This is a genomic window from Sorangium sp. So ce367 (genome assembly GCF_051520455.1).
In the GTDB taxonomy this organism is placed as follows: Bacteria; Myxococcota_A; Polyangia; order Polyangiales; family Polyangiaceae; genus Sorangium; species Sorangium cellulosum_B.
Genome location: NZ_CP150334.1, coordinates 11,847,930 through 11,869,887, shown reverse-complemented (window position 1 = coordinate 11,869,887; position 21,958 = coordinate 11,847,930). Strand labels below are relative to the sequence as shown.

Annotated in this window: 17 protein-coding genes; 3 read left to right on the top strand and 14 right to left on the bottom strand. The window is 69.5% G+C overall.

The features are described from left to right. Nucleotides 1-136: 136 nt before the first annotated feature. From WME97_RS44965 to WME97_RS44920, 10 genes are all read right to left on the bottom strand, one after another. Complete coding sequence (locus WME97_RS44965; RefSeq protein ID WP_437547242.1) at nt 137-1,432, bottom strand: outer membrane protein assembly factor BamB family protein; 1,296 nt, start codon at nt 1,430-1,432, stop codon at nt 137-139. Between the two features lie 112 nt (nt 1,433-1,544). Then, nucleotides 1,545-2,297 carry an SDR family oxidoreductase gene (locus WME97_RS44960; RefSeq protein ID WP_437547241.1) on the bottom strand — a complete coding sequence of 251 codons (753 nt, stop codon included), beginning with the start codon at nt 2,295-2,297 and terminating at the stop codon, nt 1,545-1,547. A 103-nt stretch (nt 2,298-2,400) separates the two neighbouring features. Further along, nucleotides 2,401-2,985, bottom strand: a complete 585-nt coding sequence (locus tag WME97_RS44955) for a TetR/AcrR family transcriptional regulator (RefSeq protein ID WP_437547240.1) — start codon at nt 2,983-2,985, stop codon at nt 2,401-2,403. A gap of 68 nt (nt 2,986-3,053) precedes the next feature. Further along, the gene (locus tag WME97_RS44950; protein ID WP_437547239.1) at nt 3,054-4,262 is read right to left on the bottom strand and encodes an STAS domain-containing protein; all 1,209 of its coding nucleotides are present in this window, start codon (nt 4,260-4,262) and stop codon (nt 3,054-3,056) included. A 3-nt stretch (nt 4,263-4,265) separates the two neighbouring features. Beyond that, nucleotides 4,266-5,429: an acyl-CoA dehydrogenase family protein gene (locus WME97_RS44945; protein WP_437547238.1), complete on the bottom strand. Its 1,164-nt coding sequence runs from the start codon at nt 5,427-5,429 to the stop codon at nt 4,266-4,268. A 330-nt stretch (nt 5,430-5,759) separates the two neighbouring features. Further along, nucleotides 5,760-6,641 (bottom strand): RNA polymerase sigma factor SigJ, encoded by an 882-nt coding sequence (gene sigJ / locus WME97_RS44940; RefSeq protein ID WP_437547237.1) that lies wholly within the window; start codon nt 6,639-6,641, stop codon nt 5,760-5,762. Between the two features lie 5 nt (nt 6,642-6,646). After that, complete coding sequence (locus WME97_RS44935; protein ID WP_437547236.1) at nt 6,647-7,669, bottom strand: NAD(P)H-dependent oxidoreductase; 1,023 nt, start codon at nt 7,667-7,669, stop codon at nt 6,647-6,649. Nucleotides 7,670-8,113: 444 nt separating this feature from the next. Next, the gene (locus tag WME97_RS44930) at nt 8,114-10,639 is read right to left on the bottom strand and encodes a S8 family peptidase (protein WP_437547235.1); all 2,526 of its coding nucleotides are present in this window, start codon (nt 10,637-10,639) and stop codon (nt 8,114-8,116) included. Between the two features lie 3 nt (nt 10,640-10,642). Beyond that, on the bottom strand, nt 10,643-11,440 hold the full coding sequence (locus WME97_RS44925) for an AAA family ATPase (protein ID WP_437547234.1): 798 nt from the start codon (nt 11,438-11,440) through the stop codon (nt 10,643-10,645). A 182-nt stretch (nt 11,441-11,622) separates the two neighbouring features. After that, complete coding sequence (locus WME97_RS44920) at nt 11,623-11,835, bottom strand: MerR family DNA-binding transcriptional regulator (protein WP_437547233.1); 213 nt, start codon at nt 11,833-11,835, stop codon at nt 11,623-11,625. 514 nt (nt 11,836-12,349) lie between these two features. Between WME97_RS44920 and WME97_RS44915 the strand changes: the two genes are divergently transcribed. Continuing rightward, the gene (locus WME97_RS44915; RefSeq protein WP_437547232.1) at nt 12,350-13,651 is read left to right on the top strand and encodes an L-fuconate dehydratase; all 1,302 of its coding nucleotides are present in this window, start codon (nt 12,350-12,352) and stop codon (nt 13,649-13,651) included. A 27-nt stretch (nt 13,652-13,678) separates the two neighbouring features. Here WME97_RS44915 and WME97_RS44910 read toward each other — a convergent pair whose 3' ends face one another. After that, the gene (locus WME97_RS44910) at nt 13,679-17,458 is read right to left on the bottom strand and encodes a S8 family serine peptidase (protein WP_437547231.1); all 3,780 of its coding nucleotides are present in this window, start codon (nt 17,456-17,458) and stop codon (nt 13,679-13,681) included. 388 nt (nt 17,459-17,846) lie between these two features. Next, entirely contained in the window at nt 17,847-18,413 is a 567-nt protein-coding gene (locus WME97_RS44905) for a YaeQ family protein (RefSeq protein WP_437547230.1), read from the bottom strand. Between the two features lie 302 nt (nt 18,414-18,715). Here WME97_RS44905 and WME97_RS44900 point away from each other — a divergent pair, with 302 nt between their 5' ends. Next, a complete protein-coding gene (locus tag WME97_RS44900) occupies nt 18,716-19,345 on the top strand; it encodes a hypothetical protein (RefSeq protein WP_437547229.1) in 630 nt (209 codons plus the stop codon). A 163-nt stretch (nt 19,346-19,508) separates the two neighbouring features. Here the strand turns inward: WME97_RS44900 and WME97_RS44895 are convergent, their stop codons facing one another. Together WME97_RS44895 and WME97_RS44890 are read right to left on the bottom strand one after the other, a co-directional pair. Continuing rightward, nucleotides 19,509-19,757: a hypothetical protein gene (locus tag WME97_RS44895; RefSeq protein ID WP_437547228.1), complete on the bottom strand. Its 249-nt coding sequence runs from the start codon at nt 19,755-19,757 to the stop codon at nt 19,509-19,511. Nucleotides 19,758-19,759: 2 nt separating this feature from the next. Beyond that, complete coding sequence (locus WME97_RS44890; RefSeq protein ID WP_437547227.1) at nt 19,760-20,047, bottom strand: hypothetical protein; 288 nt, start codon at nt 20,045-20,047, stop codon at nt 19,760-19,762. Between the two features lie 115 nt (nt 20,048-20,162). Here WME97_RS44890 and WME97_RS44885 point away from each other — a divergent pair, with 115 nt between their 5' ends. Then, entirely contained in the window at nt 20,163-21,908 is a 1,746-nt protein-coding gene (locus WME97_RS44885; RefSeq protein ID WP_437547226.1) for a CotH kinase family protein, read from the top strand. The last annotated feature ends 50 nt before the right edge of the window (nt 21,909-21,958 follow it).

Sequence of the window (21,958 nt, the reverse complement as noted above, 5' to 3'; positions counted from 1 at the left end):
GAATCGGTGACCGGCGCCGCGCGGACGGTCACGATGCCCTTGGCTGGGCGGTTACCTCCGGGGCGCTTCAGCACGCAATGACTGCGCGCGGGGGATCTCAGGGCGGTGCGGCGCGCGGCGACGGCCGGCACAACCTTCACTGCCTCGCGCCGGTCATCGCGGCGTCCACCGGCCTCGTGCCGGCCGCCGCGGCCTCCGCTGGCTTCGCGCCGATCGACGCGGCGGTGAGCCCGTCAGCCTGCACCACACACGCCTGGATCGGCCGGCCGAGCGACGCGCGCCCCGCCACGGCCCCGCGCTGCGCGTCGAGGAACGCGATCCCGCCGCGCGCGTCGCACAGCGCGAAGCCGCCCGCGTAGGCGGCGCCGCCGAGGAAGTCGGCCTCGCCGGCGTGCGCCCAGGCGAGCGCGCCGGAGCGCGCGTCGAGGCCGACCGCGGCCCGGTAGTACGTCGCCATGTAGCGCTCCGCCTCGATGCCCGGCGGGCCGGCCGGCCGGGGGCGGGCGTAGAGCCGCGCCCTGTCCTCGGCCGAGGCGACCGGCGCGAGCACCTCGGTCCCGGCGGTCATCCAGACCGGCGCCCCGGGCAGCTCGCGCGCCGGCAGCCGCGCGGTCGACGCGCGCCCGGCCGCGCCGAGCCCGATCGAGGCGTCGAACCGCGTCGCCGCCTCGCCGCCGAAGAAGACCGCCCCGCCGAGCAGGAAGGCGCGGCTCACCTCGGTGCGGAGCAGCGCCCGCGCCACCTCGCCGCCGGTCTGCAGGTCGAACACCGTGACGTAGCGCCCCTGCCAGGGCAGGAACGCGTAGCGCCCCACGACCGCGGGCACGCCGATGGCGGCGGAGTCCTCGATCTGGCGCAGCACGAACCCCTCGCGGCTCACCGCGAGCACGACGCTCGTGGTGCCGGTTGTCGACACGAGCGAGACCACGGTGGTCTCGCCGTCGTCGCCCGCGCCGCGGAGCCTGCCTCCCGCGCGCCGCGTCCAGAGCAGCTCCCCGGTGCGCGCGTCGAGGGCGAACAGCTCGCCCTGGCCGAGCCCGACGACGACGCTCCCCGCGACGGCCGGGCGCGCGTCGAGCGGGTGCGCGAAGGTCCACGCCGGGCCGCCGTCGAGCGGCACCCCGACGAGCTCGGACGCCCCCGCGCCGGCGACGACGCCGACCGCCACGTCGGCGCCGAGGGGGATGCGCCTGCCCGCGAACCGCTGCTGGAAGGCCGCGATGCCCGCGCCGCCGTCGTCCTTCCAGCGCGGGTCGAACGCCTCGCCCTGTGTCTGGCCGCCGCCGCAGGCCACGGACAGGGCCGCGAGCGCAGCGCACACAGGGACGAGCACCGCGCGGGCGCGGGCGCGGGCGGCGGCGCAGCGCGGGCGCGGGGCTCGCCCGCGGGCCGTGGCCGGAACAGCCCTGTTCGAATCGATGATCTCAGGCACCTGCGTCCACGTTCCGGCGACCCCCCGCATGCGGTGTGTTCCTGCGCCGGTCGTAGCGTGGCTTCGGCTCACCGAGCAAGCGAGGCGGGCTTCTGCGAGCAGCGCCGGCAGCTCACGCCGAGAAGGCGCCGTCGATCGTCAGGCTCACGCCGTTGATGTAGGTCGACTCGGGCCGGGCCAGGTACGTCACGAACCGCGCGATCTCGTCGGGGTCGGCGATGCGCTTCTCGGGGCTCAGGTTGCGCACCCAGTCGACGTGCGGGCCGTCGGCCGGCATCATGTCGGTCGTCGTCGGGCCAGGCTGGACGTTGATGACCGAGATGCCGCGCGGGGCGAAATCCAGCGCCAGCCCGCGCACCAGCCGGGCGACCGCGGCCTTCGTCATCCCGTACACGGCCGAGCCGGCGAGCATCGCGCGCTCGGCGATGTTGCTGCCGATGACGACGATCTTCCCGCCGCGCGAGAGGTGGTTCGCCGCGGCCTTGGCGGCGACGAACACGCCGCGCACGTTGACGGCGATCATCTTGTCGAAGTCCTCGAGACTGTATTCGTCCGCATTGCCGAAGATCAGGATGCCGGCGTTGTTCACGAGGACGTCGAGCCCGCCGAGCGCCCTCGCGCCCTCGGCGATCGCGCGCTCGAGCGCGCTCGCATCGGCGCTGTCGGCCTGAAAGGCGATGGCGCGCCCCCCCTCGGATTCGACGGCCGCGACGAGCTCTCGCGCCCGGTCCGGCCGGCTCACGTAGGTGAAGGCGACCGCCGCGCCCTCCCGCGCGAGGCGCTTCACGATGGCCGCGCCGATGCCGCGCGATCCGCCGATGACGATCGCCTTCTTCCCTGCGAGCGGCTTGATGTCGTTGGTCATGTCGATCTCCTTTGCGTCGTTGGCTGTTGTGCTTCGGTTTACTTGAACGATCAGTCAAAAATAGCGCGCGGCAAGGGCGAGGCCCGGAGCGGCCGCCGCGCGATCAGCGCGGGCGCAGGCTCTGGACCGCGAAGGCCGCGACGTCGCGGAGGGCTTCGGTCGATGCGCCGGCCTTGGCCTGCACCTTCATCCCGCCGAGCGTGGTCGCGAGGAAGCGCGCGGCCGCGCGGCTGTCGACCGTGCAGCCGATGTCACCCTTCGCCTTGCCGTCGTCGATGACGTCCTTGAGCACGGTCTCCAGCAGCGCGATGCTGGTCGCGGTGAGCGCACGCACCTCGTCGTCGTCGCGGGCGAGCTCGCAGACGGCGTTCACGCCCATGCAGCCGAGGGAGCGCGCCGCACCGTGCTCCTCGGCGAGGTCGACGAGGACACGCTCGAGCGCCGCGAGCGCGGTCGGTCCGGCCCGGAGCGCCTTGATCACCGAGGCGATGCTGTCGGCGTTGTAGGCGCGGAGCGCCTCGAGGAACAGCCGTCGCTTGTCGCCGAAGGTGTCGTAGAGGCTCTGTCGGCCGATCCCCATGGCACGCACGAGATCCTCGGTCGAGGTGCCGGCGAAGCCCTTCTCCCAGAAGACCGGGATGGCGCGCCGGAGCACCTCGTCGCGATCGAACTCCTTGGGCCGGGCCACGGAGAGAGCATGACCGTTCTGGACTGCTAGGTCCAGAAAAAAAGAGCAGGGCGCCACCGCCACGGCCCTCACCGCCCGTTCTTCAGGACGCTCCCTAGCGCTGCGTGCAGGCTCGAAAACCTCTGGATTCCCTGCAAATCGAGCCCCAGCTCCACGATGGCGCGCGCCACGCGAGCCGATATCCCGGACAGGAGGCAGCTCGCGCCGAGGAGCGCCGAGGCGCGCACCATGCCCACGATGCCGTCGACCGTGCTCGCGTCGACCTCCGGAACCCCGGTCAGGTCGACGACGACGAACGCCGCGCGCGCGCGCGCCACGGCCGCGAGCAGCTCTTCCGTCATCCGCGCCGCCCGCTCGGCGTCGACGAGGCCGATCACGGGCAAACACAGGACGCCTTCCCAGACCTGGATGATCGGCGTCGAGAGCTCCTCGATCCGCCGCTGTTGCTCCTCGATCAGCGCGAGCTTCCGTCGCAGCTCGTCCTCGACGAGGCGCCGCGCGGTCACGTCCTGGAGAAGGAGGAGCCGGCTCTGCTCCGTATGCCCGGCCGCGATGAGGACCTCGATGTGGAGAGCGACGCCCCCCCTCTCCACGACGAATGCTCGAGGGGCCGGCGAGCCGCTCGGCGCCTCGGCGAGGAGCGCCGCGAGCCGCGCGCGGTCGCGCTCCGCGAAGCCCTCGTCGAGCGGCGCCCCCGCCTCGACGCCGAGGAGCTCCGCCGCCTTCTGGTTTCGATCGAGCACCCGCCCCTCGATCACGTCCGCGACGAGCACCCCGATGGGCGCGTATTTCCAGAGCCCCTCGACGTTACCCGCCCGCGGCGACGCGAGCACCGGCGCGGCCTGCGCCGAGGCCGCTTCGGCCGCGGAGACCAGCCCCTCATAGCGGCGCCTCTTCCTGGCTCGACCGAGCGCGTCCGCGAGCGCACGGACGACCGCATCGGGCTCGTCGATCGAAAGGCACGTCGCCGCGTCGCCGAGGAGATACGAGCGCTCGGCCTCGGCCTTGATTGCAGCGTGACTCTCGGGACCCGCGCAGATCAGGAGCTCGGTCCCTCGCCCCATGGCCACGGCGCGCTCCGCGATCCGCACCGCGTTCTCCACGCTCGGGCCGATGAGGAGCACGTCCGCCTCCGGGCCCGCGCTGCGCAGCCACGAGAGCGCCGCGTTCGCCTCCGAAAGGCGCTTCAGCGTGCAAGGCCCCAATCGGTCGTGATGGCGCTCGATCAGGGAATGGAGGAGCGTTCCTCCCTCGAGAACACCGACTGTCCCCCCCATCGATCAATCCCTCAAGAGCGGCTGTCGTAGCAGCACGCGACCGGCCCACGTGCGGAGGATATCCGTCGTCGGCGCCATCACGTGAACGGCGCGGGCGTCCCGGAGCAGCCGCTCCGGGCGCCCGCCCTCGCGATACCCGATGCCGCCGAGCAGCGTCAGCGCCTCGTTGGCGACGTTTACCGCGCAATCCCCGCTCTCGGCTTTGGCCGAGAAGATCGAGAGCAGGGCGTCGGGCGCCGCCGCGTCCCCCGCGGCGGCCGCATGGTAGACCAGCCTGCGCGTCCGTTCCACCGCCGCCCACAGGCTCCCGAGCCGGTGCTGCAGCACCGGAGATTGGGCGAGCCCCTGCCCGCTATGCGCGTACCGCCGCTCCCCGACGTGCGTGATGGCCTCCCGCAAGGCCGCCGTCGCCACGCCGATGTACGTGGCTGCCATGGCGACCAGGAAATAGGGCCCGACGACATGAAACGCGTACCACATCTGATCGCCCTCCTCGCCGAGCAGGTCTTGGCGCGGTACGCGGACGTGATCGAGGTCGAGGGGCCTCGACGCATTGCCACGCATGCCGATCCCCTTCCACTCCGGACCGAAGCGGAGGTTCGGGGCGCCCGCGCCCACGACCACGCAGGAGAACTCGTCCGGCGCCGCGAGCGGGTCCGCCGCGGCCGTCGAGACAACGTACGAGTCCGCGTGCCCTCCGCTCGTGACGAAGCTCTTTTTGCCCGCCACCACGTATCCGCCGCCGGGGTCCGGGGTCAGCGCGGTCTGCGGGAAATAGAAATGCGACCCGGTGCCCGGCTCGCTCAGCGCCAGCGTGGTCAGGTGCCGGCCAGCCGCGATGGGCGCGAGGTAACGCTGCGCGTGATCCCGCGTCGCCTTGGCGGCGATCACCGCGGAAGCGGCGAGGTGCATTCCGAAGCAAAGGGCGGTCGAAGCGCACGCTTCGCCGATCGCCTCGCAGGCTTTGGCCATGGCGAAGAGCCCGCCGCCGAGACCGCCGACCTCACGCCCGATGACGAGCCCGCCGAGCCCCGCCTCCAACAAGGTGCGCAGGCTCGCCTCCGGCCAGCGATACTCGCGATCGACCCGCTCCGTCTCCGCCGCGATGACCTCCCGCCGGATCGTCTCGATCTTCTCCAGGACACCTTCGAGGCTCAACTCGCTCATTCTCGCGCTTGGCTCCTGGCGCGATCGGAGCACAGGGGGGGTGGGTGCGGGAAGGGGATCCTGGATGCGTGGATGGCATTTCCGACGCATCCCTCCTGTTCTTCCGTGGAGGTCGCCTGCGCAGTACGCCAGCGCGGCATCCGCCGTTCTTTCCGGTCTCCTCCTCGCCGCCTGCGGCGGCTCCGTCTTTCCGGCGGAGCCCGCGACCGCGCACCTCCGCGCCACCGGCTTGCCCGTGAACGGTGGGTGCCTGTACGTAGGCGGGGGCCCGAACATCACGGATGGGTCCGCCGCTGATCTCTGGCCCCTCCCGCGCCGGGCCCGCGCCGCTCAGCCAGCCTCCGCGAGGAAGGCTGCGAGCTTCTCCGGGTTGCGGTGGGCATAGACCCCTCGAATCATGCCCTCATCGACGCTCACGCTCACGGCGGCGATCAGCCGATCTTCGTCGTGGACCAGGAGCCCCGGGGAACCGTTGAACCACCGCACCACGAAGCGGTAACGGCCATCGGGATGCGCCGCGGCGCTCCAGACGCGGGCGAAGAAGGTGCTCACCGCGTCCGCGCCGCGGAGCACGTGGGTCACCGTCTCGGCCTTGCCGCCCCCGTCCGCGTGGAGCTCCACGCCCTCCGCGAGCAGGCTGCGGAGCTCGTCAGTCCGGCCGGCGCGGGCGGCGCTCAGGAACGCGGTCAGGAGGCGCTGGTGCTCGGTGGACGACGCCGCGAACTTCGGCCGCGCGTCGCGGACCCGCGCGCGGGCACGGGAGGCGAGCTTCCGGCACGCCGCGCTCTCTTTGCCGAGCAGGGTGGAGATCTCGTCGAAGCTGTAGCCGAACACGTCGTGCAGCAGGAAGGCGGCGCGCTCCTTCGGCGTCAGCCGCTCGAGGGCGTGCATCAACGCCACCGAGACGGTCTCGTCGATCTGCGGCTCCTCGTCAGGGCTCCGCGTATCCTCCATCAACGGCTCTGGCAGCCATGTGCCCACGTACGTCTCTCTCCGGGAACGCGCCGATTGCAGCGTGTTCAACGCGATGCGGCTGCACACCGTGACGAGCCACGCGCGCGCGTCGCGGATCTGGTCGGTGTCTGTCTGGCTCCACTTCAAGAACGTCTCCTGCACGATGTCGAGCGCGTCGGCGCGCGTGCCGAGCATCCGGTAAGCGAGCCCCTCGAGGAGGGGGCGGTGGCTCTCGAAAAGATGTGTTCGTTGATCCATGGCGGTTACTCGATGGCGTTGGACATCAGCACGGCGAAGCGCCAGCCCTGCGCCGTCCGCCGGAAGACATGCGTGTACTTCTGCCGCGCGGCGAAGACGCCCGCGGCCCCGCCGCGCCGCATGGCCACCTCTTGCCGGCCCACCTCGACGGCCAGGTCGCCGCTCCGCTCGATCCGCTCCGGCGTCTTCCTGAACGACGCGAAGCTCGCGCTCCGGAAGAGCTCCGCCTCGCACGCGAGGAACCGCTCGCGGCCGGAGACGACCTCGTGCCCAGGGATCAGGAGCTGGATGTCGTCGGTGCAGAGCGCTGCGTAGGCCTCCGCGTCGCCCCGCTGGATGGCAGCAGCCTGCGCGGCCCGCAGCCCGCCGATCTCCCGGCGATCTTCCTCGGTGAACGGCCCGAGGCACACCGGCTCTCCAGGAGAGGCGAAGAGATGGTCGATCTCGGCCCGCGCGCACGCGACGCGACGCGACCGAGTGGCCTCGTCTCCGCTCATCCCCTCCAGCGAGATCACGTCGACCTTCGTGACGCCGATGAAGGCCAGTATCGCCCGCAGCGTGCGGGTCTGAAGCTCGTCCTCGGCGGCGGGCGAGGCGACGCCGCCGCGCGCCGTCACGACGGACGCCGACTTGCTGGTGAGGAGACCCACATAGCGCCCTTCTACCTGTGCGAACGTACGGTCATTGCGGATGACGTGATCGAAGTAGGCCTTGAGGGTCGATGGCAGCGTGAGGTTGTACAGCGGGCTGCTGATCAGCAGGTGATCGGCCGAGCTCAGCTCATCGATCAAGGCGTCGGACAGCACGAGGCCCTCGGGCAGCAGCCCCCCGGAAGGCGGCGGGGGCGCGAGAAACGCAGCGATGGTCGCGGCGTCGAGGTGCGGCACCGGATACCGGGCGAGGTCGCGAACGATGACGCGGCCTCCCGGATTCGATTCTGTCCAGCGTACCTGGAAATAGTCCGCCACGCTCCGCGAGATCGACCCTTGCGTACGGGCGCTTGCATCGATTCTGAGCAGTCTCTTCATGTCCTCTCCGGGTAGGGTCCGCTCCCAGGACAAGGCAGCCCCCCGGAATGTGACCGCCGGCGCAGCACGGGCCTGAGTCTGGCGCGGCCAGGGAGCCGGGTGGATGCGCACTCCGGCCGTCCGATCGCGACGGCGAGGCCGCGCGCCAGCGGCGCGGATGGCTCGTCGGGGGGCGCTCGGGGCGTGGGCGAGGCGGGCAGCCGGCCGACAGCGTGCGGCGCACAGGCGACGGCAGGAAGCACCCGGGGGGATGAGAGCGAGCGACCAGGCGCCGTAGCGTTCAACAGGTGGAAACAGCCGCCCGTCTTCCTCGATGAGGAGTTCCGCGCTCCGGGCCATGCGGAGGATCTCTGCTTCGGCGATGGGGTGGTTCGTCTTGGCCGACACAACGTCGTGCCAGTTTATGGAATGATGGTGTTGGCTACCGGCGCATGAATCTCCACATCACACTTCGACGGGGATCGTTGCCTCGACCTCGACCTTCGATTTGATGGCCGCGTAGACGCCAGGGCCGAACACGGACACGACGAGTGAAAATTTCATGTCCTGCCACTTTAGCGCCTTGCGCTGGTCCCACCAGCCGAGCACCGGCACGATCGCGATCAGCTTGTCGCCAACCAGCGCCGACATCTTCCCGCGCCACCGATCGCTCTGCACGGTTCCGCGGCTACGACGCTCGATGCCCACGTCCCAGTCGAACGACTTGGCCTTTTCGATCTTGAGTCGCTTGCCGTCTGCACCCGTCGGACGCTTCAGCGCATTGATCCGCTGAATGAACGCGTCCGCGCTCTCTTGCGGGCCCTGCATGTCCCACTTCAGGTCGAGTCCGTTGTACGTGCGCCGTCCGAACTTGTTGGGCTCGGTGAAGTACGAGAGAGTGACGCGCAGTTCGACGTCGGGGTCAGCATCGCTGAGCAGGCTTTCGGGGAGCGGCAATCGGTACAGCTTCACCTTCCGGCGAACCTTCCGCTCCGTCGTCTTCGTCGTGGCCCGCTTCGGCGGCGTCTTCTTCGGCTCTTCCTCGATGACGGCATTCGGCATCGAGTCTTCGACCACGATCGTCGCCACGCCCTGGGCGCACTCCGAGGCAAGCCGCTCGCTCGGCACACCGTAGCCGCACGCTTGGAGTCGATCATTCAGGCCGGGGAAGTCCCCGACCATCGCCTTCGTCCAGCTCGCGGAGTGAACGATGAGCCCACGCACGGTCTCGGGACGAAGCTTCGGCTCGAGCGACCAGATGTGCGCGGCGAGGCGCGCCGCACGCGCGCTCGCCTCACTGGTCATCGACATCAACCCTATCGGGCTGCCATGCGTGTGCCGATGGCTGGTGGTGAGCGCCGAGAGCGTGGGCACGGTCGAGTCGGTGAGCGTCCCGAAGATCGCCAGGTTGCCGCCCTCGATCACGACGTCTGGTTTGATGGGCCACTCGTTGCCGACGAGCCCCGTGCTCGTGTACGGCGAGATGCCGCCCGGCTTCGTCGCAACGACGCGAGCCTCAGCGTAGTCCTTGTCGTTCGGCAGCTCGACACGCGCCGTGAACGCACCTACCGTCAGCGCGTTGGATGCCTGCGCGGGCTGGTGAATCTTCTCCGAGAGCTGGAGCTGCGGGTGCTGCTCGGCGAGCGCGAGCCACTGCGCGTCGCGCGCGTTGCCCGCCGACACGATCATCAATCGTCCGTACCCCCCGCGGAACGCGAGCTGGTCCACCGCCTGGCTCCACAGCGTTGGCGCGATTCCATCGAGCGGCGGATCCTGCATTGACCGCGTCACCGCGAGCACGAAAGCGCGGTTACGAGGACGAGGGTCGGCGTCCTCCGCAGATCGCACCGCCCGCTCCGTCAAGACGGGCCACTTTTCATAGTTCTCGTCGGCGGCCGTACCGTATCCCGGCGCGATCAAGAGCCGGCTGCTCTGCAGCCAGTGCGTGGCGTCAGCGCTTCCGCGCTCGACGGCTGCGCCGACGTCTCGGTACAGCGCCAGCCCCGCCATCTTCGTTCCGTGCCCGTAGGTGTCCTCGGGCGACGGGATCTCGGGACCGGCCGTCGTCGCTGTCAGGATCGCCGACTTCAGGAGTGGGTGCCCCGTGGCGATGCCCGTGTCGAGGACGACGACGGACGGCGCGTTCTCATGAGGCTGCTCGAGCGCGAAGTCAGCGACGTCCTTGGTGGAGAGGTCGTCAAGCAGCTTCAGATCGCGGAGGGGCTGCGGAGCGAGCTCGACTTCGTAGATGCAGTCGGTCGCCTTGCGTAGCTCATCGAGCTGCGCGCGCGTCAGCCGAACGAAGAAGTAGAGCTGCTCGGGGCCGAGGAATTCATCGAGCTTCTGGGACGCGCCAAGCCGATGGATCTGCCGGGCGATCTGCGCGCGGCTGTTGTTGGTGTCCTCGGCGGGATTCCGGTACCCGCCACGACAGCCGATCTCAAACCAGCACGGGCCATCGGCGGGCAGCGCTTCAGCCCGGAGCTGCGCGCCGCCGAGGTCCTCGAGTTCCGCGAGCCCGATACTTCCCACGGGCGCGATCGCTCGCTCGTTGCCACGCTGGGTGGTGACCGTGCCGTCCTTCGCGGTCCTGGTCTTCACCTTCGCGTCGTCAGCGAACGCATCGAGCTTCTTCCGCAGGTACTCAAGGTCCGCGTTGGCGACGTCGAGAACGACTGTGCCGGAGTCCGGCATGACACCCACGAGCCGGGCGTCGGCGCGGGAGTCATCAAGCTGGTCTGGTGCGAGCTGCGCGTTGGGTGCTGGCCGTACGGCGACGATCTCGCGCTTCGCCAGCTCGTCGCGCGCTATCTCGGCGCGCGCCTTCACCTGCTGCGTGATGGCGTCGAGCTGCTGAAGCAGCGTCGTCCGGTGCGCCTTCGGGTCGAGTGACGGCATCGCGGGCGGCACGCCGCCGCCGCCCTGCGGCGCTTCGTAGGTGTCGACCGTGGTGATTCGCCCTCGGAGGAGAGGGAGCCGTGTGTCGGCCATTGGTTATCTCCTGACCGGTACGTTGCGTCTCTTCAGCTCCTCCAGCGCCAGGACAACATCACGCTCGGAGATCTCTTCGCGATCATCGAGGGCCATCGTGCGCACCGCATCATCACAGGCCCGTGCAACGTCCGCAAAGCTCCATCCCTCTGCGTTGGCCGCGCGGCGGTTGGCGACTTCGGCGGAGAGGCCCACAGTCGAGAGCCGCAGCTTCATCAGCTCGGCGATCTGCTCGCGCGGCGGCTTGTCGAAGGGGACGATCACGTCGAAGCGCCGAAACACGGCACGGTCCAGGAGCTCGACGTGGTTCGTCGCGGCGACGAGGATGCTTCCGCTCATGTCGGCGTCAACGAGCTGCAGGAATGCGGTGACGACGCGGTTCATCTCGCCGACGTCCTGGGAGTCGCCACGCGCCTTCGCGACAGAGTCGAACTCGTCGAAGAGGTACACGCCCGGGCGGTGCGGCATTTCCGCGAAGATCGCGCGGAGCTGCACGGCCGTGGCTCCGAGGAAGCGCGAGAACAGCGCATCGAAGCGCACCGTCATCAGCGGCAGCCCCATCTCGCCAGCGAGCACGGCGGCGGCGAGGGTCTTTCCGCAGCCGGGCGCGCCGTGGAACAGGAGGCGGCGACGCGGCGAGACGCCGAACCGCTCGAGCCGCGCGCGTGACCGGTTCTCGGAGATGACCCGCTTGAGCGTCTCTTCGGCCTCTGGGCGCAACACGATGTCACGGAGGCGCTCCTCACGGTGGCCGCCCTCGAGGATGTCCGCGAGCTCGCCACGTGGTGCGGCGATGTCCACGACGGGCCCGTGCTTGCGCGTGCTTGTCGCGGGCATCTTGGCGATGATCGACCGGATCTCCTCCGCGACGCGCACGTGGCCCGCGGTGCTCTCGGCCGCAGCAAGCTGCAGCGCCGCCTTGCGGAACGACGACTCGTCGCCGTCCGCGTGGGACTGCAGCAGCAGCTTGAGGATGTCGGCCTTCACGACGCTCTCTCGGATCCCGAGTGGATCTGCCTCCGGAGCTCCAAAACTTGGCGGCGAAGGTACAGCCGGTAGCCGTTCATCGGGTGACGTTTCGCCCGCAGTTTCCCAGCCTTGTCCCAGCGCCGAAGGGTCTGCTCGCTCACGTCGAGCAGCTCGGCGGCGGCCTTGATCGTCAGCACCTCGTCCTCGTGGTGTTCGGGTCTCCCCATCGCGCGAAGCTTATACAACCTTGATCGCGGGGACAAGCACCAGGCTGCCTGTCTCGTTTGGTTCGTCACGGTCGATCTCGTGTCCCGTTTCGGCGGAGAACACCGCATTTCCCCCCGAAAGGACACCGTCATGCCCAAGCCCCGCAGCAGGAAACCGCCGAGCCAGCTCGACATCGTCGGTTTCCCGCCACTTCCGCCCGCGCTCGAGGAGGGGGAGCGCGCTTCATCGAGCCCGCGCTCGGTCGCTTCCTCGACGCACCGAAGCCGTCCACTACCGACGGGAAGGAGGTGCGGGATGGCGAAGCGAACGGAACGTGCTCGCTGGGTGAGCTACCTCCGCGTGAGCGGATAGGAAGCCTCCGCCGCTCGCCCGGATCCGCCTTGCACCGCGCGTGCCCCTGCCGCACGAGCCGGTCGATCAGGCGCGTGCGGTCGTGCTCGGCCGGGCTCCGCCGGCATCTGACGCACGAGGCTATGCGCGCTGTCCGGCGTAGTCCGCACGAAGGAGGACCCCATGTCCGTGTGCATCACCGATGTCATCGCCCGCGACATCCGCTTTCCGACGTCGCGCTCTCTCGCCGGCTCGGACGCCATGAACCCGAGGCCGGATTACTCGGCGGCCTACGTCGTGCTCGAGACCGATGGCCCGGAGCGGACGGAGGGGCATGGCCTGACCTTCACGATCGGCCGTGGAAACGAGCTCTGCGTGGCGGCGATCGACGCGCTCCGCCCCGTGCTCGTGGGCAGGCGCGTCGACGCCATGACGGCCGACATGGGCGCTTTCTGGGACGAGATCACCGGCGACAGCCAGCTCCGCTGGGTCGGCCCGGAGAAGGGGATCATCCACCTGGCGACGGCCGCCGTCGTCAACGCCGCCTGGGATCTGTGGGCGAAGACCGCGGGCAAACCGCTCTGGAAGCTGCTCGTGGACATGACCCCGGAGGAGCTCGTCCGCTGCGTCTGCTTCCGCTACATCACGGATGTGCTGAGCCCCGAGGAGGCGCTCGAGATCCTCCGCCGGAACGCGCCCACCCGCGCGGCGCGGGAAGACGAGATGCGGCAGCACGGCTTTCCCGCCTACACGACGTCGGCAGGGTGGATCGGCTATTCCGACGACAAGCTGCGCCAGCTCTGCCGCGAGGCGCTCGCGCGCGGCTTCTCGCATTTCAAGATCAAGGTCGGCGCGAGCATCGATGACGACGTCCGCCGGGCGCAGATCATCCGGGAGGAGATCGGGGCGCAGCGCCGGCTCATGATGGATGCCAACCAGGTGTGGGACGTGGGCCAGGCCATCGCCAGCATGCGGCGCCTCGCCGCGTTCGATCCCTGGTGGATCGAGGAGCCCACGAGCCCCGACGACATCCTCGGCCACGCCGCGATCGCCCGGGCGATCGCGCCGATCGGCGTGGCGACGGGGGAGCACACCCACAATCGCGTCATGTTCAAGCAGATGTTCCAGGCGGGCGCGATCCGGTTCTGCCAGGCGGACGGCGCCCGGCTGGGCGGCGTCAACGAGGTGCTCGCCGTGCTGCTCATGGCGGCCAAGTTCGGCGTCCCGGTCTGCCCTCACACCGGCGGGGTCGGCCTCTCGGAGATCATGCAGCACATCTCGCTCTTCGACTACATCTGCGTGAGCGCGTCGCTCGAAGATCGCATCCTGGAGCACGTGGATCACCTCCACGAGCACTTCGTCGATCCGGTCGTCGTCCAGGCTGGCCGTTACATGCCGCCCACCGCGCCGGGGTACAGCACCGCCATGCGGCCCGAGTCGCTCGATCAGTTCGAGTTTCCGCCCGGCGCGGCGTGGGCGAGGTGAGCGTCCAGATCCCTGACAGCCTCTCGCTCAGGGCACCGTCGTGTTGAGCAGGAGCTGATTCGCCTGGCTGTAATTCCCCAGCATGAGATCCAGGTCCCCGTCGCCATCCATGTCGCCGACGTCCCCGTCAGCCGTCAAGAGGACGGTCTGGGTGAGCCAGGGGGCGTCGATCTGGTCGAAGTAGCCGCCAGCGTTCCTGTACAGCGAGTGCTTGCGCGATACCATCGTGGGGATGTCGCCCCGCAGCATGACGATGTCCACGTCGCCGTCCATGTCGAAGTCGCCGAGCTCGACCTCGCGAGCGTGGGCGTCGTAGGCGTGCGCGCTGATCCGGCTCGCCGTCACGTTGGCGAAGTACCCGGTCCCGTTGTTCGAGAGCAGGACAGTCTGATCTCCGCCTGCGGGGGCGAACACCAGATCCAGGTCCCCATCGGTGTCGAGGTCCCCAGCCTCGACGTCGACCGACCCGAACGTCGTCAGCGGCAAACTGGCGCCCAGACGACCGCTGGCGTTGACGAACGGGCCTCCCTGGGTGTTGCGCAAGAACAGGGTCGTGGTGCCGGCCAGGATGAGCTCGGGGTAGATGGCGTGACGGATCGCGAGGCAATCCGCCTGCTGGGCCGGCGTCACCGCGCCGCTCGCCACGAGCCCGGCGACCGATCGCTTGGGATCGGAGCAGATCCCACACAGGGCAGCAGGGCGGCCAGCGCACGCGGAAGCGTTGACGTCCGCGATCTCCACGCACAGCGCCTTCTCCACCGTGATGTCCTGCGTCGTGGTGCCGAGCCAGAAGCTGCTCTGGTCGGTGAACACGCCGTTGCCCCCGTTGATGAGCAGCGTCGAGTTGCCCGGCGCGATCTTCCCGAAGAACGCGTCGAGATCGCCGTCGGCGTCCACGTCGCAGAGCTCGACCGTGCGATCCGACATCGTGGTCGATGGCAGGCGCCCGGACGTGGCCACCGTGAAGGTGCCGCCGGAGTTGAGGTACAGGGCGGCCCGCTTCATCGCTATCGTGCCCGTGGCGGAGTGAGCTGCCGCGATGATGTCCATGTCGCCGTCACCGTCCACATCGCCGGAGTCCACATCGGTGTGCTTGACCAGCAGGCTGGGAAATTGCAGCGCCGTGACGTCCACGAGGTGGCCGCCGTCGTTCCTGAGCAGGCGCGGCTGCATGAGAGCGGCCGAGTAGGGCGCGATGAACACGTCGAGATCACCGTCGTTGTCCATGTCGATCAGGTCGACGTCGCTGGTCGCGGTCGTCGTGCCCAGCGGGACGCGCCCCACCGTGCCGTCGGTGAACAGCGGCTGCGGAGGCAGCGGCGCGGTGAGCGCGGCGTGCGCGTCGACGATGCCGCCGGTGCGGGTGAGGCCGGCGAACGCGGGCAGCGGCGCGGCGGTCTGCTCGATCATCTTCACCACGCTCACGGGGTCGAAACGCAGCTCGCTGTGCTGGGACAGGAGCAGCCCGGCAACGCCGCTGACCATCGGGGCGGCGAGGGACGTGCCGTCGGCGCCGAGGAAGGTGTTCGTGCCAGGCGCCGCGATCGAGACCGTCTTCGCACCATAGGCGGACGATTGGCCGCCCGACCAGACGGAGCGGTTGCCGGACTGGTCGCTCGCCGCGACCACGATCTTGTTGGGCAGCCCGAGATGAGCGGGGAAGTGGGCGAGGAGCGGATTCCCGGACGGGTCGACCGTGTCGAGGTTGGTCCCGCTGTTGCCCGCGCCGGCCACGAACAGGAGGTGGGAGACGCCGAGGTCCCAGACGGCCTCCGTCATGTCACGAAGGGCGTCCTCGGGAGTGTACGAGATGCCCGTCCAGCTGTTGAAGCTGCCGCCGAACGAGCTGTTGACGATGTGCGCGCCGTTGCGCGCGGCGTACTGGTACGCCTCGAGGATGGCATCGTAGGTCGGGGCGGCGACGGTCGTTGGTGTGCCGTTCACGATGCGCGTCTCCAGGCGCCCGTTGCCCAGGGGCATGATCTTGACCCGGTGCATCACGCCGGTGTAACCGGAGCAGTCGTCTCCGATCTCGCCGAGAGCCCCCGCCACGATGTCTCCGTGCGTGTTTCCGGTGTCCACGGGCGACGGGTCGTTCGGCCTGAGCGGGCTGCCGCCGAGGTCTTGTCCCGGGCGCGCGAACTGGAAGCCGCGGCAGTCGTCCGGATAGCCGTTCTCGTCATCGTCTCGCGCGGCCCCGTCGCAGTCCTGTCCTTCGGGCGCGCCCAGCAGCGCGCCCGGGGGCAGGGCGTTGCAGGCGACGCCGCCGGGGCCGATCTCGTCGGCAATCGAGCCGTCGCCGTCGTCGTCCAGGTCGTTCGTGTAGATGCGCGCGACGTCGGGATCGAGCAGATCCGTCGCGCCGTCGCCGTCATCGTCCACCCCGCAGCCGCCGGGGCAGCCGTCGCTGTTCAGGTCCGACCGCGGGCAGGTCCCGCCCGTCGTGAGCGGCATGCAGTCGCTGCTGCACGGGGGCGCGGCGCAGCACTCGTCCGCGTTGAGGTAGATGTTGTCGACCAGCGGATGAGGGCCCGGGCCGCCGCAATTGTCCGTGTCGTGGTACGCGCCCTGATAGTAAATCACGCCGCTGTCGACAACCGCGACGACGACATCGTGGGATCCTCGCTGGATATCCCAGGCGGCGTCCACGTTCATCGCCTCGATGTACCAGTTTTGCGTATGATAGTATGTATCGTTCGGCACGTAGGTCGGCACGGCGATCAGGTTGGGCAGGGCGAGCCGCACCGGCTCGCCGCCCGCGAGGAGCGCCGAGAGCGCCTCCCTCTCTGTCCCCTTCGGCACGGTGACAACGCCCATGTCCGGAGTGATCTGCCGCGCGAGCGCGCCCTGTACGCCGGAGAGGACCCTCCCGCGCTCCTCCGCCGACGTGCCGGAGCTGAACTTCACGATGAGCTCGCCCGGCACCATGGACGCGAGGGACACGACCACGATGTCAGAAGCGCTCTCGTTGCCGTCGATGTCGGTCGCGACGATGTGGACCCGGTTGGGCGTCAGGAACTCACCCGGGTCGTTCCGGAGCGGCAGGTCGATGAAGAACTCTCCTGCCGACGTGAGCGCCGACGCCTGCGCCGGCGCATCGCCGATGCTGACGCTGACCGATCGCGCCAGCGTGTTGTCCTCGACGCGGCCTCGCAGGGTGAATGTCCCCTGAGCCACGATGTCCCCCTTCGCCGAGGACCTCGCGTAGTCCTCGGCGACGCGGAGCCTCGGGGCCTCGTCCGTCGCGCCGAGGCGGATGGCGTCGAGCCGGCAAGGGCCCGTGGCGCCCCGCGGGAGATCCAGCGCGATCTTGAGCCGCAGGTCGTCGTACTCTGTCTTGAGCGCCGCCACCAGCTCGGCAGGCAGCTCGAAATCGACGCGTGTGAACTGACCTGCCGCTCCCCGGGGGAGCGCGACCTCCTGGAGGAACCGGCGCTCGATCCCCTGGGAGGGCAGCTCCACGAGCAGGTGGACGTGCCCCAGCGGCTCCGCGCCGGGCGGCGCCTCCGGGAGCGACAGGCTGATGGAGAGGGTGGAGTGGACCGCCGCGAGGGTGCTGAGCGGCGCGCTCACCAGCTCGTGGTACCCGCCGCCGGGCACCTCGAGGCTCTTCTCGCCGTGCGCGCGCTGGTCGCTCGCCTGCGCGGCGCCGCCATCGAGCGTCCAGGCGCCCGCGTCCTCGAACCCGAGGATGCTCTCGTTCGACGGTCGCGCCGCGCCGTCGCTCGCGGCGCCGCCCGGAGCGACGCTCGTGCCATCGCAGCTGCATATCAATGCTGCGGCGACGACCCATCGTCCACGTTTCATATCATTCTCTCGCTGATGCCCGAAGAGTGAGCCAAGATGAAAGTCGGCAGGTCCACGATGGAGGGCATTCAGGGGGCGTGCTGCATGAAATGCCTGTCGCCGTCCTGTTGGACGCCGGCCCGCGTGTCGGGCGTGCACCGGGCGCCAGGCAGGCATGGCAATGCTCGTGCCCGCCGGTCCTGCACGCGCGGCCATGTCTTTCGGCCGGCTTCTCTCGCGAGGGCGGGCGCGAGGTGGCCCGATGTCACGGTGCGACGGCCCGATGTCACGTGACAGTGTCACGTGACAGTCACGGGGCACGAGCCGGCCCGCCGCTCTCCGGCCCCCGGCTTGCCTCGACGAACCGAGCGCTCCGGAGGTTAGAGCCTGGCCTCTTGCCTCGACGCGATCACGGCTCTTCGAGCCGCGAGCGGACGACCTCGCCGTCGAGCGTGCTGCCGTCGGCCTCGATATAGAGGTGATCGCCCACGATCGTGACCGCCCATTGGCGCCGCAAACCCGTGTTCTCCGCGAGCGCGGCGACGAGGCGGTGGTCGACGGTGGAGAGCGAGATCGCGCCGGCGACCTTGCTCGCGCGCGAGGCGGCCTCACGCGCGCCGGACACGAGCTCGTCGCGCCGGCGCGCGTCCGAAAAGAGCGCGTGAACGGCCACGCCCGGGTTGTGCTGCACGACTCTCTTGAGCTTCTCGAACGGCGCCGCGCCGCACTCGATCCAGGTGAGGAGGCGGCCCGTGGGATCGCGCGTCCAGAGGTCCGCCCCCTCGGCGTCGGCGAGCCCTGGGCCGAAGGCGAGGCCCTCCTCGTGAAAGAGGCAATACGCGAGCACCCGCAGCATGACGTGCTCGGCGCTCTCCGACGGGTGGCGGGCGACGATCACCCGCTCGCTCGCCTCGCGGCCGCGATCGACGTGCGAGAGGTCGATGCGGAAGTCCATTCGCGTCGAGGGGAGTGCCATCGTTGCTCCCGCTAGCCTCGATGCGCCGCGCCGTCGTCGCCGAACGCGGCTTCGGGCAGCGCCGCGGCCTCTTCTTGTTGCTCTCGCCGCAGACGGGCATCAGGCACGACAACCCCTGTGTTCAACATCGATGACCTCCGGAGCGCGCCGCTGTTCGCGTCGCGCAGGACCGTGCTCCAAGCCGGGTACCACGCGAGCGAAGGAGAGCCTATCTGGAACGTGCCTCACGGTCACGCGCTTCGCGCGGGCCGCCCTCGCACGGCTTCGCGATCGTCGGCCGGCGATGGTATAGGGCCTTGTCCATGATCTCCCGCCGCGCCGTGATCGCCGCAGCCGGCCTGTTCTCCGCCGGCGCGCTCGCCCCGGGCCTGGCCCGCGCCGCGGGGCGCGTGCCCCCGCCCCTCCCGGCGTTTCCCCTCTCGATCGCGGTGACGGAGGAGGAGGCGGGGAAGCCGGTGCGCGACGACGCCTGGATCGACGCGCAGATCGCCGAGGCGGTCCGGCTGTTCGAGCCCGCCGGTGTGGCCCTGCGCAAGGTCGGCGCGCGCACGCTCGCCCCGCGGTTTTCGCGGATCGAGACGCGCGAGGACCGGGACGCGCTCGCCTCGGCGATCGAGGCGCGCCGGATCAACGTGATGGTGGTCGCGTCGCTGCGCGACGTCGACGATCCGCGGCGCTTCCGGATGGGCGTGCATTGGCGGCACCGGGCGACGCCGGAGCGGCGCTTCGTCATCCTCGCGGCGAACGCGCGGCCCACCGTGCTCGCGCACGAGCTCGGGCACTTCTTCGGGCTCGGGCACAGCGGCGTCGACGACAACGTGATGAGCTACACGCGCACCGGAGCGCCCGTCTCCTTCGACGCGGCGCAGATCGCGAAGATCCGGTCCGCCGCGCGCGGGTACGCGTCGAACAAGGCGTTCGAGCCCACGTAGGGCACCGATCACGTTGAAACCCGGAGAATTTTCACAGGGAGGCGGGGAGGCGGGGAGGAAGAAGAGAAAATGAATTTCTCCCTCTTGCCGTCTCTCGCTCCCCGCCTCCCCGTCTCCCTGTGGAACTCCTGCTCTTTCTCGTGGTTTCAACCCGTTTGTCGCTCTAAGGCTTTGCGCGGAAGGTCGGGGCGCCAGGCACGGCGATCTCCTCCTCGTCGATTGGCAGGTCCTTCCAGGGCTCCACTTCCTGCAAGAGGCCGAAGTCGAAGGACCAGAAGTACGGTGCGCTCCCGGGATCGAGCAGGGTGCAGCAGTAGTCGGTCATGGACCCGAACCATTCGACGGTGATCGCCTCGCTGCACGAGATAAAAATATCGTCCTCCACCACGCGCCAGGGCACGACAGGCTTCATGATCACCACCCCTGGATCTCATCACGTCGGAATCCGTACGTCGCGAACACGGTGAACTCCTTGCTGATACAGGCCCTGGCCATCGACGATAGGGCGTAAAGCGCGCCCGTGACGCGCGGTCTCAGCGGGTCGCGTCCAGCGGTGGGGGCGACGAGGGCGCGCGCCTCGTTGAGCGCGTCGATCGCCGCGGCGCCGGCGTCGTCGAACGTTTCGTGTCGGACGCGGGACGCCGAGGCGTGGCACGGGGTCGGGCGTCGGTTGGCGCCGATGTTGCAAACATGCCTACTCATCGCGAACCATCCGACACGCGCAGGAAAGCCTGGATTTCGGCTCGATTCGAAGAGGATGCGAGATTCATCACGCGCTCGTTCGAATTCACGAGCGACCCGAGTAAGCTGTGCCGGAATGTTCTACGTATCGAAGCTCGCAGCGCTGCGGATCGCGGGGGTGTTCGTGCTGGCCTCGCTCGGGGGCTGCTCGAGCGAGGCAAGCAAGGCGGGCGAGGCGAGCGGGACGAGCGGGACGAGCGGGACGAGCGGGACGAGCGGTGAGGCGCAACCACCCGCCCCGAAGTCGCTGGCCGTCGTGTTCACGCCGAAGGGAGGCACCTTCCAGGCGTCCGAGCCCGTGGAGCTCACGGTCGAGGACGAGCGCGCCGCGGTGCACTTCACGACCGACGGCTCGCTCCCCACCGCGAGCTCGCCGATCTATGTCGAGCCGCTCGTGCTCACCGCGTCCACGCGGGTGCGCGCCCTCGCCGTCGTCCCTCACGCCGCGTCTTCCGGGGCGGGGGGCAACGGGGGAGCGGGGGGCAACGGGGGGGCGGGCAGCGACGGGGCCGACCTCCTCGGGCCGATCGCGAGCGAGGCGTATTTCAAGGTCGCCGCCGATAGCGCGGAGTTCAGCTCGGAGCTGCCGATCGTCGTGATCCACACCTTCGAGTCGAGGCGGCTCGACCCGCTCGAAACCGAGTTCGTCCCGGCCACGTTCATGCTGCTCGAGCCCAGAGATGGGCAAACCAAGCTCCTGGGCCGCGCGAGCTTCGATGGCCGCATCGGCATCCACGTCCGCGGCGCGACGTCCCGCGATTTTCCGAAGAAGCAATACGCCGTCGAATTTCGTGACGACGCTCTGGACACGGATCTCGACCGGGAGTTCCTGGGGATGCCGGCGGACTCCGACTGGGTGCTCAGCGATCCGGTGAGCTTCGATCGCTCGCTCATCCGCAACGCGCTCGCCTTCGAGATGAGCAACCGGATCGGCCGGTACGCGCCGCGTACGAGCTTCGTCGAGGTGTTCCTCGTCGACTCGGGGGCCGACGTGGCGGAGAAGAGCTTCCTCGGGTTCTACACGGCGATCGAGAAGATCAAGCGCGGTCAGGATCGTGTCCCGGTGGCCAAGCTCTCGGCCGACGATCTCACGGAGCCGGGCGTGACCGGCGGCTTCCTCTTGCGCATCGACAAGGGCGAAAATCAATTCAAGGCCGCCGGCGAGGAGCTCCAGTTCGTGTACCCCGATCCGGAGGACATGCTGAAGCCCGCGCGAGAGCCGCAGCTCGACTTCATTCGCGGTTACATCGACGACTTCGGTCAGGCCGTCGACGCGGATGACTTCAAGCAGCCCGGCAGCGGCAAACACTATTCGAGCTTCATCGATCAAGACGCCTTCATCGACCACAACATCATCAGCGCCCTGACGAAGAACGTCGATGCCCTGCGGATCAGCACGTACTTCTTCAAAGATCGACAGGGCCTCCTCTCGGCCGGTCCCGTGTGGGACTTCGACCGGAGCCTCGGAACGCCCTACGATGAACGCGCGTTCGAGCCGGAGGAGTGGAAGCTCGAGGGCTCCGACGGGACCGACTACTTCACGGAGGGCTGGTGGGGGTCGCTGTTCCGCGATCCGGCGTTCAAGGCGCGGTACAAGGCACGTTTTCTGGCGCTGCTCCAGGGCGAGCTCGCGCCCGACGAGCTCGACGCCATGGTGGACGGCCTGGTGCGCAAGGCGGGAGCTCCGGCCGTGGAGAGGAACTTCGCGCGCTGGCCGGATTCCCCGCCTCTCAATGGGTCCCACGACGCCGAGATCAGCCTGCTCAAGGACTTTCTCCGCAGGCGGGCCAGCTGGATTCGCGACGAGCTCATGACATGGTGAACGTGCGTTTCATGAGCGCGGCCCAGGCGACGTTGCGCGACGTTGCGAAC